The 16,298-nt window shown below is 62.8% G+C and carries 9 protein-coding genes; 6 read left to right on the plus strand and 3 right to left on the minus strand.

Features of this window, described 5'->3' with window-relative positions; genetic code table 11:
• Positions 1–34: 34 nt before the first annotated feature.
• The gene (locus tag PAN08_RS09750; protein WP_269791328.1) at positions 35–895 is read right to left on the minus strand and encodes a PhzF family phenazine biosynthesis protein; all 861 of its coding nucleotides are present in this window, start codon (positions 893–895) and stop codon (positions 35–37) included.
• 334 nt (positions 896–1,229) lie between these two features.
• On the opposite strand from PAN08_RS09750, the gene PAN08_RS09755 reads away from it, so the two are divergent.
• From PAN08_RS09755 to PAN08_RS09775, 5 genes are all read left to right on the plus strand, one after another.
• Positions 1,230–3,833: a bifunctional aspartate kinase/diaminopimelate decarboxylase gene (locus tag PAN08_RS09755; protein WP_269791329.1), complete on the plus strand. Its 2,604-nt coding sequence runs from the start codon at positions 1,230–1,232 to the stop codon at positions 3,831–3,833.
• A gap of 75 nt (positions 3,834–3,908) precedes the next feature.
• Positions 3,909–5,297 (plus strand): UDP-N-acetyl-alpha-D-muramoyl-L-alanyl-L-glutamate epimerase, encoded by a 1,389-nt coding sequence (gene murL, locus PAN08_RS09760; RefSeq protein WP_269791330.1) that lies wholly within the window; start codon positions 3,909–3,911, stop codon positions 5,295–5,297.
• A complete protein-coding gene (murD, locus tag PAN08_RS09765) occupies positions 5,278–6,717 on the plus strand; it encodes a UDP-N-acetylmuramoyl-L-alanine--D-glutamate ligase (protein WP_269791331.1) in 1,440 nt (479 codons plus the stop codon). Before murL ends, murD begins: the two co-directional genes overlap by 20 nt.
• A gap of 186 nt (positions 6,718–6,903) precedes the next feature.
• Positions 6,904–7,701: a dienelactone hydrolase family protein gene (locus tag PAN08_RS09770; protein WP_269791332.1), complete on the plus strand. Its 798-nt coding sequence runs from the start codon at positions 6,904–6,906 to the stop codon at positions 7,699–7,701.
• A gap of 1,679 nt (positions 7,702–9,380) precedes the next feature.
• Complete coding sequence (locus PAN08_RS09775) at positions 9,381–12,092, plus strand: YadA-like family protein (protein ID WP_269791333.1); 2,712 nt, start codon at positions 9,381–9,383, stop codon at positions 12,090–12,092.
• Between the two features lie 385 nt (positions 12,093–12,477).
• Here PAN08_RS09775 and PAN08_RS09780 read toward each other — a convergent pair whose 3' ends face one another.
• Both PAN08_RS09780 and PAN08_RS09785 read right to left on the minus strand, forming a co-directional pair.
• Positions 12,478–12,726 (minus strand): helix-hairpin-helix domain-containing protein, encoded by a 249-nt coding sequence (locus PAN08_RS09780; protein ID WP_269791334.1) that lies wholly within the window; start codon positions 12,724–12,726, stop codon positions 12,478–12,480.
• A 9-nt stretch (positions 12,727–12,735) separates the two neighbouring features.
• Entirely contained in the window at positions 12,736–13,734 is a 999-nt protein-coding gene (locus PAN08_RS09785; protein WP_269791335.1) for a polyprenyl synthetase family protein, read from the minus strand.
• Between the two features lie 190 nt (positions 13,735–13,924).
• Here PAN08_RS09785 and PAN08_RS09790 point away from each other — a divergent pair, with 190 nt between their 5' ends.
• Entirely contained in the window at positions 13,925–15,538 is a 1,614-nt protein-coding gene (locus PAN08_RS09790; RefSeq protein WP_269791336.1) for an alpha-glucosidase, read from the plus strand.
• Positions 15,539–16,298 lie beyond the last annotated feature (760 nt).

Consider the following 16,298-nt stretch of genomic DNA (forward strand, 5'->3'; position numbering starts at 1 on the left):
TACGCGGTGTGTTGGTGTGCGTGCAAATGCCGCATCACCACTCGATCTGGCCGCTGATGACCTGCTGCACTTCGCCACCAATCCAGATGTTCGCGTCGGCATCCACCTCCACGCGTACTTCGCCGTTGCGGCCCAATTCGCGGCCCTGGCTGGCCAGATACTGCTGATGCGGCTTGAGCCGGCCCTGGGCCAGCAGGTAGGCAGCGACCAAGGCGTTGGCGCTGCCGGTGACCGGATCTTCGTTGACCCCAACACCCGGGGCAAAGGCGCGCACCACATATTGATAGCCGACATCCGGGCGATCAGCCGCAGCAAAAATGGCCAGCTTGCCGCGTCCAGGCATGGCCGAAATGGCGCCCAGTTCGGGCTTGTAGCGGCGCAGCGCTGCTTCGCTGCTGGCTTCCAGCACACCCCAGTCAGGGCCGTTGTTCCACAGCGCCGGTGATTGGCCCGGATGCGCAAGCGCGGCCAGGCCTTCGGGAAGTTCGCCCAGCTGCGTGTCGCGGCGTTCGGCCTGCGGGCTACGCACCTTGATCTGGCGGAACCAGCGCCCGCCCTGGACCTGCACCGGCAGCAACCCGGCGGCACATTGCTGGATCAAGCGGCCCTCGTCGTCGGCCGTGGCAAGCCCCAGCTCCACCGCCGCCCAGGCCGCGCCCACGCTGGGGTGGCCGGCGAAGGGCATTTCCATCTTCGGGGTGAAGATGCGGATGTGGTAGCTGGCACCGTCGTCCGGCGGCAGAAAAAAGATGGTCTCGGACAGGTTCAACCAAGCGGCGATGGCCTGCATGGCGGGAGCGTCCAGGCCATCGGTATCGACGACCACGCCTAGCGGGTTGCCAGCACCCGCGCGGGCGGAAAATACATCCAGTTGCAGGTAACGACGAGTGGTCATGGATTCGGAGCGGGATAAGGGCAGGCCAGCTTAGGGAAGCGGGGCGGAAATGTCGTCAGTGGGGGGAGAGGGAGGGCCGGATTTGGGGGGCCGTCTCCCAGATAAATGAGCCGTCATTCCTGCGTGGGTGAGGCTTTCAACCGACGGCTGTCGGTTCATCTACCGTCAAAGATGACCCGATTCGTTGCAAGTGCTACTTTCTCCGCCCCGGAAGGGGCCGGGCGACGATGGTATCGCCCGAAATCAGCGGTCCGGCCTGCGCGGCCTTGGCATAGAATCGGGAGTTCCGCCCGCATTGCCGGGTCTTTCTTCCACTAGTGAACCCCCAAAGCCAATGTCCGCTTCCCCAATTGTTGATCGCTGGATCGTCCTCAAGTTCGGTGGCACCTCGGTGTCCCGTCGTCATCGTTGGAACACGATCGGGGAACTGGCGAAAAAACGGGCGGATGAAACCGGTGGTCGCGTGCTGGTGGTGGTGTCGGCCCTTTCGGGTGTCACCAACGAGTTGACTGCCATTGCCGACGGCGCCGCCGACAGCCGTGCGCGCGTCGCCGCGCTGGTGGCCCGTCACAACGAATTTCTTGCCGAGCTGGAGCTGGGCGAAGAGGTGCTGGCACATCGTCTGGCCGCGCTGCAGGCGCTGCTGGATGACCCGCGTGCGGAAAGCCGGCCGCTCGACTGGCAGGCCGAAGTGCTGGGCCAGGGCGAACTGCTCTCGTCCAGTGTTGGTGCGGCCTACCTGCGTAGCACCGGTCTGGATTTCGGCTGGATGGATGCGCGGCAATGGCTGCATGCGCTGCCGCCCGCACCCAACCAGACCGCGTGGTCGCAGCGCCTGTCGGTGAACTGCAAATGGCAGGGCGAGGCGGGCTTCAAGCAGCGCTTCTCGGCACAGCCCACACGCATGCTGATCAGCCAGGGCTTCATCGCCCGCCATGACGACGGTGGTACCGCCATCCTCGGTCGTGGAGGCTCGGATACCTCGGCCGCGTATTTTGGTGCGCTGTTGGGTGCCAGCCGTGTGGAAATCTGGACCGACGTGCCGGGCATGTTCAGCGCCAATCCGAAGGATGTACCGGACGCCCGCCTGCTCACCCGTTTGGACTATTACGAAGCGCAGGAAATCGCCACCACAGGTGCAAAAGTGTTGCACCCGCGCTCGATCAAGCCGTGCCGCGATGCCGGCGTACCGATGGCCATCCTCGATACCGAGCGCCCGCACATGCCGGGCACCAGCATCGACGGCAGCGCCGAGCCGGTGCCGGGCGTAAAGGCCATCAGCCGCCGCAACGGCATCGTGCTGGTGTCGATGGAAGGCATCGGCATGTGGCAGCAGGTCGGCTTTTTGTCGGATGTGTTCAACCTGTTCAAGAAGCACGGGTTGTCGGTGGATCTGATCGGTTCGGCCGAGACCAACGTCACCGTGTCGCTCGATCCGTCCGAAAACCTGGTCAACACCGACGTGCTGGCCGCGCTGTCGGCGGACCTGTCAGAAATCTGCAAGGTGAAGGTGATTGTGCCGTGCGCGGCCATCACCCTGGTCGGCCGCGGCATGCGCTCGCTGCTGTACAAGCTCTCGGACGTGTGGGCCACGTTCGGCAAAGAGCGCGTGCACATGATTTCGCAGTCGTCCAATGACCTCAATTTGACCTTCGTGATCGACGAAGCCGATGCCGATGGCCTGCTGCCGATCCTGCACAGCGAGCTGATCGACAGCGGCGCCATGCCGGTTTACGAAGAGCAGGTATTCGGCCCGCGCTGGCGCGAAATCATCGGCAGCATCCGCCCGCGGCAGACGCCGTGGTGGCAGGCACCGGCCAAGCGGCAGAAGCTGCTGGCGCTGGCTGCACAGGGCACGCCGGCCTATATCTACGACTTGGACAAGGTGCGCGAACGCGCACGCCAGCTGAAGGCGATCAGCGCCATCGACCGCCGTTACTACGCGATCAAGGCCAACTCGCATCCAGAGATTTTGCGCACGCTGGCCGCCGAAGGCTTTGGCCTGGAGTGCGTGTCGCAGGGTGAAGTCGAGCTGGTGTTTGCCTCGGTGCCGGGCATGCCGGCCGAGCGCGTACTGTTCACGCCGAGCTTCGCGCCGATCAGTGAATACGAGGCCGTGCTGGCGCGTGGCGTTACCGTCACAGTGGACAACGTCGAGCTGTTGCAGCGGTGGCCGGAGGTGTTCCGTGGCCGCGCGCTGTGGCTGCGTATCGACCTTGGCCATGGCGATGGCCACCACAAGAAGGTCAACACCGGCGGCAAGGATTCCAAGTTCGGTTTGTCCGCGCTGCGCGTGGATGAGTTCATCGCGGCTGCCCGCGCGCTGGATATCCGCATTACCGGTGTGCATGCGCACCTGGGCAGCGGTATCGAAAACAGCGGCCACTGGAAGCAGATGGTCGATGAAATGGCAGGCTTCGCGCGCCGCATCGGCAGTGTGGAAATCCTCGATATCGGCGGCGGTCTGCCGGTGCCCTACAGCGACGATGACGAGCCGTTTGATCTGGACACCTGGGCTGCGGGTCTGGCCGAGATCAAGGCCGTGCATCCCGCGTTCCAGCTGGCCATTGAGCCAGGCCGTTTCATGGTGGCCGAATCTGGCGTGCTGCTGACCCACGCCACCCAGGTGGTGGAGAAGGATGGCGTGCGCCGCGTGGGCCTGGATGCCGGTATGAACGCCTTGCTGCGCCCAGCGCTGTACGACGCCTGGCACGACATCGCCAACCTGTCGCGGTTGGACGATGCGCGCGACGTTGATTTCAGCGTGGTTGGCCCGATCTGCGAATCCAGCGACGTGTTCGCGCAGCGGGTGAAGCTGCCGTCCACGACCGCGCCGGACGATGTGATGCTGATCGCCGATGCCGGCGCCTATGGCTTCAGCATGGCCAGTACCTATAACCAGCGCGCTTTGCCGCGCGAGGACATCATTGATGCGTGATGATGTCCGTTCCCTGCGAAAACCTCTGTCGTTGCGCGTTCGCGCGTAACGGCTTGCCTGCTTCCCGGATGTGCCATGACAGCTTTTGATAAAAACCAGGTTTCCCGTTTCCGCTTCGTCCGCTGCGATTTCGCTGCCGATACCGGCGTGGCACGGCTGGTCTACGCCTTCGACGACGGCCCGGAACTGACCGAGACCGTCACCGTGCCGGGTGCGCCATTCCGGTTGGAAGGCGAGCGCGCTGCAGCGGTACAACGTGCGCTGCAAGTGCTGCACCTGATCGCGGGCGTGAGCTATTACAAGGCGGCGGTGCCGGAGCAGGTGAGCATCGACAGCTATGCGATTGACGCTGAGACGGCCGCGCTGGTGGAAGAGGTGTATCTCAACGGTCTGGGCGAATTTGCATATCGCAACGGCTTGAATCTGCGTGGCAGGTTCAAGCTGCCGGTCACTGATGCATCCTCACCCCCAACCCCTCTCCCGCAAGCGGGAGAGGGGAGCAAGACGCCTGCGCTTGGTCTCACCCATCACGCCCTCGTCGCCATCGGTGGCGGCAAGGATTCATTGGTCAGCATCGAAGCGCTGCGCAATGCCGATGTGGCGGAAACCGTCACCTGGATCGGCGGCTCGCAGTTGATCCGTGCCTGCGCCGAGCGCACTGGCCTGCCGACACTCAACATCGGCCGCACGCTGGCGCCGGAGTTGTTCGAGCTCAACCGTCAAGGCGCGTGGAACGGCCATATCCCGGTGACCGCTGTGAATTCGGCCATCATGGTGCTGGCTGCGCTGGTGCAGGGCATGGACCAGGTGGTGTTCTCCAACGAGCGTTCGGCCAGCTACGGCAGCCAGATCGCCGGTACCGGCGAGGTCAATCACCAGTGGTCCAAGGGTTGGGCATTCGAGAAGGCATTTGGCGAGTACGTGCAGCGGCACGTCGCGGCTGACCTGAACTACTACTCCCTGTTGCGGCCCTTGTCGGAGCTGGCCGTTGCCCGCCAGTTCGCCAAGACCGATTTCTACGACGCGCATTTCTCCAGCTGCAACCGCAACTTCCATATCCTCGGCGAGCGCCCGGTGAACCGCTGGTGCGGCGTCTGCCCGAAATGCCATTTCGTGTTTCTGGCGCTGGCCCCGTTCATGCCCAAAACCCGGTTGGTGCGCATCTTTGGTCGCAACCTGCTGGATGACAGCGAACAGGCCGGCGGCTACGACGCACTGCTGGAGTTCCAGGACCACAAACCGTTCGAATGCGTGGGCGAAGGGAAAGAATCGCGCGCCGCGATGGCGACGCTTGCGGCGCGGCCGGAGTGGAAGGAAGACGTGTTGGTGAAGCGTTTCGCCAGCTTGATCCAGCCAACGCTTTCGGCCGACGAACTGCAGATCGAACCATTGATGGTCGTCGATGGCGAGCACCGCATTCCGTCCGCACTGTGGGAGCGTCTGCGTGCGAATTTCGCAGCTTGAAGGCAAGCGCGTCGCACTGTGGGGTTGGGGCCGTGAGGGCCGTGCGGCCTATCACGCACTGCGTGATCGGGAACGTGGCAGCAAGAATGCGGGAGTGCCGGAATGCTTTCCTGCACGGCTGACCCTGTTCTGTTCGGTTGCCGAGGCCGTTGAAGTTGCAGCCTTGGGCGATGCCGGCTTGCAGGTTGAGACCGAGCTGACAGGGGAGCGACTGGCCGCGTTCGATGTGGTCATCAAGTCGCCCGGCATCAGTCCGTATAAGCCTGAAGCGCAGCAAGCGATGGCGCAGGGCACGCAGTTCATTGGTGGCACCTCGCTGTGGTTCAGCGAACACGCCGATGCCAACGGCAACCTGCCCAACACCGTGTGTGTGACCGGCACCAAGGGCAAGAGCACCACCACATCGCTGCTGGCGCACTTGTTGCGCGCAGCAGGGCATCGCACCGGTTTGGTTGGCAATATCGGCCTGCCGTTGCTGGAAGTGTTGGCACCGCAGCCGGCACCGGAATACTGGGCGGTGGAGCTGTCCAGCTACCAGACCGGCGAAGTGGCGCGCAGCGGTGCGCGCCCGGATGTGGCCATCGTGCTGAATATTTTCCCAGAGCACCTGGATTGGCACGGCAGCGAGCAACGTTACATCGACGACAAACTGTCGCTGGTGACCGGCAGCCATCCGCGCGTGGCGGTGCTCAATGCCGCTGACGAACATCTGCGCGCACTGCAGCTGCCACACAGTGAAGTCGTATGGTTCAACCAGCTTGACGGTTGGCACATGGTGGGCGAGGTCGTGCATCGCGGCGCTCAGGCAGTGTTTGATACCTCGAATACGCCGCTGCCAGGCCGCCACAATCGCGGCAATCTATGTGCGGTGTTGGCTGCACTGGAGGCGCTCGGCCTGGATGCCGTGGCGTTGGCACCGGCGGTGCAGAGTTTCCGCCCGCTACCGAATCGTCTGCAGATGCTGGGCGAACGAGATGGTCTGCGTTGGGTCAACGATTCAATCAGCACCACGCCGCATGCCTCGCTTGCCGCGTTGGATTGTTTTGCCGGGCAGCGGATTGCGTTGCTGGTCGGCGGGCACGACCGCGGGCTGGATTGGCATGACTTCAGCGAACACATGCGCGACAACGCGCCGATGGAAATTGTGACCATGGGCAGCAATGGGCCGCGCATTCATGCGCTGCTGCAGCCCTTGGCCGATGAGGGCCGGTTCGGGCTGCATGCCGCAGGTGATCTGCCGCATGCGGTGGAACTGGCGCGCGCAGCACTGGGCGCGGAAGGTGGCGTGGTGTTGCTGTCGCCGGGGGCGCCGAGCTTTGGTGCGTACAAAGACTATGTGGCGCGCGGTCGCCACTTCGCCGAGCTGGCAGGGTTTGATCCGGACAACATCAGTGCGATTCCGGGATTGGGTGTGGCGTGAGGCTTGGGTTTCTTTAGCGAGAAGCTTCCCCTCACCCCAACCCCTCTCCCGTGAACGGGAGAGGGGCTTAACAATGCGTCGACTCAGGGTGCTCTAGCCCCTCTCCCGCATGCGGGAGAGGGGTTGGGGTGAGGGGAGGCTTTTAGCCGTAGACTCCAGCCAAACCCAACAAACCGGAGCAATCCCATGCGAGCAGCTCGACAGTGGCAGTTGGCAGTGATGGCGTTGTGCGTGTCGGCAGCACTGCCGGCGTGGGCCAAGATGCAGCAGCGCCCGCTGGAATGGCAGCACGATGGCGCGACCTACAGCGGCGTGCTGGTCTATGACGATGAAGGCGATGCACGCCGCCCGGGCGTGGTGATGGTTCCCAACTGGCGTGGTGTCAACGCATCGGCGGTTGCCAAGGCCGAACAGATTGCCGGCGACGATTACGTGGTGCTGGTTGCCGATGTCTATGGCAAGAACGTGCGGCCCAAGGACAACGCCGAGGCCGCTGCGGCTTCCAAACCCCTGCGCGATGACCGCGCATTGCTACGCGCTCGCGCTGGCGCAGCGTTGGAGGCATTGAAGGCGCAGGCGGGAAGGACGCCGTTGGATGCCAGCCATATCGCGGCGGTTGGTTTTTGCTTTGGCGGTACCACGGTGTTGGAAATGGCACGCGCGGGCATGCCGCTGGCAGGCGTAGTGAGTCTGCACGGTGGTCTTTCCACGCCGACGCCGGCCGCAGCGGGTACCGGCAAAGTGCCGATGCTGGTGCTCAACGGTGCAGCCGATCAGGGCGTGACTGGCGAGGACATCGCAGCATTCGGCAAGGAGATGGATGCTGCTGGTGCGGACTGGCAATTCGTCAATTTCAGTGGCGCGGTGCATTGTTTCGCCGAATCCGATGCCAACAGTCCGCCGGGTTGCCTGTACGACCCGCGCGCAGCCAAACGCGCCTGGAAGATGATGGACAACTTTCTGGAAGAGCGCCTCGGCGATTGATATGACGGGAGTGTCCAGCGGTGCTCGGCAGGAACCGACGAATGATGCTTTGGCGGAGCATGGCTCCGCTCTATCGGAGAACCTGCCGGGCCATCAACATGCGCCGTTGTGGATGGCGAAGCCCGGCTGTTTCAGCCGGGAAACCATAGTGGCAAGCCCCCTTGGCGACACACAACGCGCCGTCCTTCATTACTGAGGCCAACGGTCGCGGTATGTCCACTTAAGAGCCTTGACAGGCCGCTGCCTTCGCTAGCGGCAATGTATGCATCGCACGCGTGGACGAAACGCCGATGCGGTAAGCAATGCTCAAGAAGGAGTGGGAGCGCTGGGGTGATCAGTGCTCTCGATATGACGGTCATGCCATTGGCTTAAAGCGCGAGCTGTGGCAGCAACGGGCATTGCGCTGGAGCGCGTCGAGAAGACCCGGTAGTTCCCCCGGATACTGAGCCACGGTCCGGACGGAATGCGTCTTCCGCACCGATGACGTCGGGTGTTCCCAACGCAAAGTCCGCTCATTCAATGCCGCACCATTTGGCTGCAACGCCGTGGGCATCAGCAACGCATCAGCAAAAACAAGTGGCGCACTTTCGCTTGCGCTTTCAGTAATTCGCGTTGAACACGTAACGCCCTCTCGGCTTGCGCACATCAATGGACGAGGTCCGCACATCCGGTAAGCGTCATGCCGAGGTCGACAACGCTGCGACCGCAATCCGTTCGTACTGCGATGTATCGGTAGGCGCGCGACTGGATGGTTGTGTTCAAAGAATGAACATTGCGTTGATGCGGTCGGTGAGTGAATGACGGCGAGCTCGCAGCTCTCAAGAGCGAAGTGAATGGGATCGCGTCGGCGATGCCGCGCTGCGCGCAACCCCAAACCGGTGCGTACATCACCCCGTTTAGGACTCGTCCTATAGCTGGTCGGGGGAGGGTGAGTGATTCTGCGCGACCCGCGGAGAAGGCTTCGCTGAAGTCACTACGACGCGGGGAAATGTCATGCAGCGTTCTTCCATTTTGCCGGCCATGTTGCATGCCGGCGTTGGTTATGCCGGTGGCCGTCCCTGCATCGATCAGGGACGGATCAGCGCTACCTGCCTGATCTCCGGGTTGCGGTTCCACCGCACCTTAACCCCCGCCGCAAAGAGGGCTGTGAACTGGCCTGGCCCATGTATTTGGCCAGCGGCGACGTTTCCACACATTCATTCGGGCCGGGTCCTCGGAACCTGGCGGCGTGCAGCAAATCCTGTGCCTAAAACCGAACGTTTCTTACGCAATGCATTACTGCAAAAAAACTTGAACGGAAATTACAACGCATGAACGCTATCTACAAACTGATCTGGAATCTCTCAACGGGCACGTGGGCCGTGGCGCATGAGTTGGCCTCTGCGCGCGGCAAGAGAACGGGTCGTAGCCGACTTGCTTCGGCCTTGGCAGTAGCGCTCATCGTGCCAGCAGGTGTCATGGCGGAGTCCGCATATGCGCAAGCCACCGGTAACGGTGGTTTGGAGTTGTGTCCGGGCAGCGACGGTGCGGGGTACGCGTTTGGTTCGGGTGCCACGACAGGCACAAACCTGAGTTGCAATACGGGTGAAAACTCCTTTTCCCTCAACAACAGCGGAAACGAATTTGGTGCTGCTGGCTTCCTCAGCAGCACCGCGCGCGTTACTGGAACCAGGATGGGCATGCTGGAACTGAAAGGGGATGCTGGTGTTTTCATCCTCGGAGCGGCCACCTTCAATGCGGCCGCAAGCTTCGGCAACAACCGCATTACCCATCTTGCGGCGGGCGCTGCCAATACGGACGCGGCCAACATCGGTCAGCTCCGAGGTATCGCCTCCGGGCTGGGCGGCGGTGCCGGTGTGGCTGCCGATGGCAGCATCACGGCGCCGAGTTTCAGTGTGGGCGGCACCACCGTGAACAACGTGGGTGCCGCGCTGACCGATCTGGATAGCCGCACCAACGTTAATACGGCGGACATCGCCAACCTTCACGGCCGTGTCAGCACCAACGAAACGCGGATTTCCAACCTCGATGGCCGCGTGACGGTCAACGAAGGCAACATCTCCCATCTGACCCAGCAGATCGGTGATCTGTCCTCGGGTACCGATGGCATCGTTATCTATGACGCCACGGCTGGCGCGGTGAATGTGGCATCGGCGCAGGGCGGTTCACGGGTGAATATTGAGGGTGCCGACGGGGCGCGCACTCTGTCGGGTCTGCAGGATGGTGCCCTTGTAGCCGGTAGCACCGAGGCAACGACGGGCTCGCAGTTGAACGCCACCAACCAGCACGTGACTACTGCCGAAGGGGACATCATCAACATGCGTCACGATGTGGTGAGCCTTGATGGCCGTGTCAGCACCAATGAGACCACTATCTCCAACCTCGGCGGTCGTGTGACCACCAACGAGGGCGACATCGCCAATCTCGATGGCCGCGTAACCGTCAACGAAGGCAACATCTCCCACCTGACCCAGCAGATCGGTGACCTGTCCTCGGGTACCGATGGCATCGTTACTTACGACGCCACGGCCGGCGCGGTGAATGTGGCAGCGGCACAGGGCGGTTCACGGGTGAACATTGAGGGCGCCGACGGCCTGCGCATACTGTCGGGTTTGCAGGACGGCGCCATTGCCGCCGGCAGTACCGATGCAATGACGGGTTCGCAATTGAATGACACCAACCAGCGCGTGACCATCAATGAAACCAGCACCACCAACCTCGATGGTCGCGTGACAGTCAACGAAGGCAACATCACCCACTTGACCCAGCAGATGGGTGATCTGGCTTCAGGTGGCGGCGGAATCGTCACCTACGACGCCACGGCGGGTGCCGTGAATGTGGCTTCGGCGTTGGGTGGTTCACGGGTGAGCATCGCGGGTGTTGATGGCACGCGCACCCTGACGGGTCTTCAGGATGGTGCGATTGCTGCCGGCAGCACCGAGGCAACGACGGGTTCGCAGTTGAACGACACCAACCAGCGCGTGACCCTCGCCGAAGGGAACATCGCCACGGTGCAGGGTGATGTGGTGAATCTGGATGGCCGGGTGACGCTCACCGAGGGTGATATCACCAGCCTCAACACGGTGGTCAACAATCTGTCCTCGGGTGCAGCCGGCATCGTCGTGTATGACGCGGCCAATAGCACGGTCAATGTGGCGGCGTTGCAGGGCGGGCAGCAGGTCAGTATTGCGGGCGCCGACGGTAACCGCGTTCTGGCTGGTGTGATTGGTGGCACGGTAGAGGACGGCAGCGATGAGGCGGTGAACGGCTCGCAGCTGAATGAAACCAACGTGCGAGTGGCCGACGCAGAGACCCATATTTCCAACCTGGATGCGCGGGTAACCGTCACCGAGGGTGATCTCGTCAGCCTCAACCAGCAGGTGACCAACCTGTCCAGTGGTGCTGCCGGTCTGGTGACCCTTGATGCGCTCACCGGCAACGTGCAGGTCGCCGCTGGCAAGGGCGGTGAAGCCGTGGATATGCGGGGCACAGAAGGCAAACGCCGTGTGGGCGGGGTGGCCAATGGCAAGGATGACGGTGATGTGGTGACGATGGCGCAGCTGCGCGCAGCCGGTGCAATTGATCCGGTCAGTGGCGATGTGCTGAGTGTGCTGACCTATGACGACAGCAGTCTGGCCAAGGCCACTCTGGGTGGCACCAATGGAACCGTGCTGGGCAACGTGGCCAGTGGCCTGATTGGGTTGGGTAGCCGTGAGGCGATCAATGGCGGCCAGCTGTACGACATGAAGCAGCAGCTGGAAGGCCGCTTGGACAACCTGGATGGTCGGGTCAGCACCATTGAGGGCGGTATCGCTGAAGGTTCGATCGGGGGCAGCGGCGAGGGCTCGACCACGTGGTCTGGAAGCGGCGAAGGTTCGATTGCGATCGGCGAGGATAGCGATAGCTCCGGTAGCGGCTCGGTCGCCATCGGCAAGGATGCGCAGGCCTCGGGGAGCAATTCGGTCGCACTCGGTGCTGGCTCCACGACCGACCGTGACAATGAAGTCTCGATGGGCTCGTTGGACAATGAGCGCGTCATCAGCAATGTGGCTGCCGGTACCCGCCCCACTGACGCGGTCAACCTGCAGCAGATGGATGACCGTTTCAAGGCCGAGCGTGCGTACACCGATGGTCGCTTCAACGCGGTGGACAAGCGTCTGGATCGGATGGGTGCGATCAGTGCGGCCTACGCGGGCATGGCGATCAACACGGCCGGTCTGGCCGGTGACAATCGCATCGGTGCTGGTGTTGGCTCACAGAACGGGCGTACCGCACTGGCGGTGGGCTATCAGCGCATTCTGGGCGAGAAGAAGAACGTATCTGTCTCGTTGGGTGGCGCCTTCAGCGGCAGCGACCAGAGCGTCTCGGCGGGTGCCGGTATGAGTTGGTAAGCCGTGTGAGATTGCCAGGGTGATACGCAGGGGTGACAGCCTCCGCTGAAACCAAGCCCGCGGCCTGAAGGCCGCGGGCTTTTTAGGGTTCTTGATCCAACGATGGAGAGTGCTGCGGACTTTGAGGATGTGCAGGCATCCTCCCTGTCGAGGGTGCGCTGAGTGATCCAGTGCCGCCTCCGCGGCCATGGCACGTCATGTTGGGCGCGTCCATGCCGCTGACCTCGGCAACGCCGGGCGCCTGGGTTGATACCGATGCGGGTACTCAACGGCGCCGCTGATTGAGGCGTGGCAAGTGCGGACACCGCCGCGCTCGACACCGATGCTCAGTAATGGTCTTTCCCGGTAAAACGTCAGCGGCGCGTGGCGCCGCTCTACAGGGCGCCTATCGCTGGATGTTCGTACGTGCCGCTTCGATAGCGCCGCTGATCGCTGCGCGTGCCTGCGGACTGTTGCGCCAGCAGCTGCTGCCGAGCATGGCCGAGGCCTGGGTGACGATGTCCACGGTCTGGGCTTGGGCCAGCTGAGCCAGTGAGTGGAAGCCCAGCTGCTCCAGCCGGGCCACCACGGTGTTGCCGACGCCTTTCACCGCCAGCAATACGGCGCGCTCTTCATCGCTGAAGCCGTTGGGCATCACCATGCCTTAGTGGCTGCGCTCGACGGCGTAGCGGGCCAAACCGCGCAAAGCGGCAATTGCATCGCACTCTGGCAGGCCAGCCAAGGCCTGTTCGGCGGCGTCGGCATACTCCACCGCGCGCTTGCGGCTGTATTCCAAGCCGCCAGTGGCGTGAATGGCAGACAGTACTTCCGGCATGGCACTGGCGTCGCCGTCCTGCACAATCGCACGCAGGCGCTCGCGGATGGCCGCATCGGAATGCGCCATCGCATGGATCAAGGGCAGTGTTGCCTTACCCTCGGCCAGATCGTCGCCCAGGTTCTTGCCCAGTTCGTCGGCATTGGCCGAGTAATCCAGCACGTCATCGGCGATCTGGAAGGCGTAGCCGAGGTTCATGCCGTAGTCGTACAGCTTCTGCTGCACGGCTTCGTCGGCACCGGTAGCCAGTGCGCCGAGACGGGTGCCTGCAGCGAACAGCACCGCGGTCTTGCGCTCGATCACACGCAGGTAGGCCGCTTCGTCGGTGTCCGGGTTGTGGACGTGCAGCAGCTGCAGCACTTCACCTTCTGCGATGCGGTTGGTGGTGTCGGCCAGGATCTGCATCACCGGCATACGGTCCAGCTCGACCATCAGCTGGAAGCTGCGCGAGTACAGAAAGTCGCCGACCAGCACGCTCGGGGCGTTGCCCCACAAAGCATTGGCGGTGCTGCGGCCGCGGCGCAGGTCCGACTCGTCGACCACGTCATCGTGCAGCAGGGTGGAGGTGTGGATGAACTCGATGATCGCCGCCAGCTGGTGGTGCTCCGGGCCGGCGCCACCGACCGCATGGCCGGCCAGCATCACCAGCATCGGCCGCAGGCGTTTGCCACCGGCGGAGATGATGTGGTCGGCGATCTGGTTGATCAGTACCACGTCGGAGGACAGGCGTCGGCGGATCAGGGCATCGACGGCAGCCATGTCCGGTGCAGCAAGGGTCTGGATGGCGGGCAGGCCCAGCGCGGGGCGGAGGTCTTCGACGAGGCTCATACGGTTGCTTCTTGGGGTACCGGGCGATTATAGGCGGTGCGGGTGAAAGACTGGCGTAGAGGGCTGGCAATTGGGCCCGGGGCAGTGAATACGTATGCAAGCAGCACCACCGGCAAAGCGCCACCGCTAAGCTGGCCGGCATACGTTTTGTGGCCCCTTTGGGGGCAATGAAGCCCGGAGGGGGCGGTCAATGTCGAAGACTTCATGGTGGCGTGGTGCCGTCATTTACCAGATTTATCCGCGCAGCTTCCTGGACACCAATGGTGACGGGGTAGGCGACCTGCCGGGCATCATCGAGCGCCTGGATTACATTGCTTCGCTGGGCGTAGACGCGATCTGGGTATCGCCGTTCTTCAAGTCGCCGATGGCCGATTTCGGCTACGACATCGCCGACCAGCGCGATGTCGACCCGCTGTTCGGCAATCTGGCCGACTTCGACCGGTTGTTGGCCAAGGCGCATGCGCTGGGCCTGAAGGTGATGATCGACCAGGTGTTCAGCCACACCTCGGTGGACCATGCCTGGTTCAAGGAAAGCCGCGAAAGCCGCGACAACCCCAAGGCCGATTGGTATGTGTGGGCCGATGCACGCGAAGACGGCACGCCGCCCAACAACTGGCTGTCGATCTTTGGTGGCGTGGCCTGGCGCTGGGAGCCGCGCCGCCGTCAGTACTACCTGCACAACTTCCTGTCGTCGCAGCCGGACCTGGATTTCCACAACCCGGCGGTGCAGCAGGCCACGCTGGATTACGTGCAGTTCTGGCTGGATCGCGGTGTGGATGGTTTTCGTCTGGATTCGATCAACTTCTGTTTCCACGACGCGCAGCTGCGTGACAACCCACCCAAGCCGGAAGACCAGCGGCTGGGCCGTGGCTTCAGCCCGGACAACCCGTATGCGTTCCAGTATCACTACTACAACAACACGCGGCCGGAGAACATCGGCTTCCTGGAGCGCTTGCGCGCCTTGCTGGACCAGTACCCGGGAGCGGTGACGCTGGGCGAAATCTCTTCGGAAGATTCGCTGGCCACCACGGCCGAATACACTGCGCCGGGCCGCCTGCACATGGGCTACAGCTTCGAGCTGCTGGTGGATGACTACAGCGCGGCGTACATCCGCAGCACGGTGGAGAAGCTGGAAGCCACCATGTTGGACGGCTGGCCGTGCTGGGCGGTCTCCAACCATGACGTGCAGCGTGCGGTGACGCGTTGGGGTAGCCATCCGGCTAACCCGCAGCTGGCGCGCATGTTGGCAGCGCTGGTGTGTTCGTTGCGCGGTTCGGTGTGCATTTATCAGGGTGAGGAGCTGGGGCTGGGCGAGGCCGATGTGCCTTTCGAGGCGCTGCAGGACCCATACGGCATCACTTTCTGGCCGAATTTCAAGGGCCGCGACGGTTGCCGCACGCCGATGCCGTGGACCGATGCCGCGTTGGCCGGCTTCACCAGCGGCAAGCCGTGGCTGCCGATTCCTGCCGAGCACCGCGCAATGTCCGTGCAGGCGCAGGAAGCGATGAGTGATTCGGTGCTGCAGGCGTTTCGCGCGTTTCTGGCGTGGCGAAAGACGCAGTCAACCTTGGTGGAAGGCGCGATTCGCTTCGTCGACAGCGCCGAGCCGGTGTTGATGTTTGAGCGCAGCCTGGGCGATGACGTGTTGCTGCTGGCGTTCAATTTGTCGGGTGAGCCAGTAAGGCATGCGTTGCCCGCAGGACAGTGGCAAATGGTGGAATTGCCGGGGCCGGTTGCCGGCCATGTGGATGGCGATGAGCTGGTGCTGCCGGGGCATGCGGTGTATTGCGCGCGGCAGGGCTGATTCCAAGCAAGCGATCCTTATTGAGGGACGGAGATCGTATCTCCGTCCCTTTTTCGTTGCTTGTTGTGTGAGCCACTCTCCGGCAAGGCGGGGTGAGATGAGAGGGGCTGATAAGGGTGCTTTTTGTCGATAAGTCAGAGCTGAAGTCAAAGCCGGAACGAGAGCCAGAGCCAGGGCGAGAGTGAGAGATCCCCCCATCCGCCCTTCGGGCACCTTCCCCCGCAGGCGGGAGAAGGGACGAAGCCAAAGCCAACGTCAAAATCAAAGCCAAAGCCAAAGCTAGAGCCCAAGCTCAAGCCCAAACCCAAACCCAAACCCAAAGCCAAAGCCAAAGCCCAAAGCCCAAAAGCCCAAGCCTTAAAGTCCAAGCCTTAAAGTCCGAAAGGCCATTTTTGTTGGTCGCGTAGGCTGCGTGCATCCGACTCCTTTCCGGGCCATTCGCGATGTTTCCGCTGGTTTGTAAGACCCCGCGTGTGCGGTTTCCACCTGGGCTACCCAGCTGTACCCAGTGCACGTGATCATTCGAAAAGCGTTTTACTCCCGGGCCGGAGGCTGCATCTTCTGCCCTCGTTTCCGCTGTGGGTGGGTTCAAACTCCAGCATTCCGGAGGTGGTATTCCCGCGGCATGTTTGGATTCCACATCGCTGCCTCCCTGTTCACCGATCTGCAGTGCCTAGTTGTGTTCGGCATCGGGCCTGCTCGGTGATGTTGCGGGGAGCATGGTTGCGCGCTACCGCTGGTGTCTGGCTGCTTCAATCGC

The sequence above is a fragment of the Stenotrophomonas sp. Iso1 genome (genome assembly GCF_027497995.1).
GTDB lineage: Bacteria > Pseudomonadota > Gammaproteobacteria > Xanthomonadales > Xanthomonadaceae > Stenotrophomonas.

What these genes read in the sequence shown, in the direction of transcription:
- PAN08_RS09775 (WP_269791333.1), top strand. Translation starts at nt 9,381, where the DNA reads ATGCTGGAACTGAAAGGGGATGCTGGTGTTTTCATCCTCGGAGCGGCC.
- PAN08_RS09770 (WP_269791332.1), top strand. Translation starts at nt 6,904, where the DNA reads ATGCGAGCAGCTCGACAGTGGCAGTTGGCAGTGATGGCGTTGTGCGTG.
- PAN08_RS09780 (WP_269791334.1), bottom strand. Translation starts at nt 12,726, where the DNA reads ATGCCCAACGGCTTCAGCGATGAAGAGCGCGCCGTATTGCTGGCGGTG.
- PAN08_RS09785 (WP_269791335.1), bottom strand. Translation starts at nt 13,734, where the DNA reads ATGAGCCTCGTCGAAGACCTCCGCCCCGCGCTGGGCCTGCCCGCCATC.
- PAN08_RS09790 (WP_269791336.1), top strand. Translation starts at nt 13,925, where the DNA reads ATGTCGAAGACTTCATGGTGGCGTGGTGCCGTCATTTACCAGATTTAT.
- murL (WP_269791330.1), top strand. Translation starts at nt 3,909, where the DNA reads ATGACAGCTTTTGATAAAAACCAGGTTTCCCGTTTCCGCTTCGTCCGC.
- PAN08_RS09750 (WP_269791328.1), bottom strand. Translation starts at nt 895, where the DNA reads ATGACCACTCGTCGTTACCTGCAACTGGATGTATTTTCCGCCCGCGCG.
- PAN08_RS09755 (WP_269791329.1), top strand. Translation starts at nt 1,230, where the DNA reads ATGTCCGCTTCCCCAATTGTTGATCGCTGGATCGTCCTCAAGTTCGGT.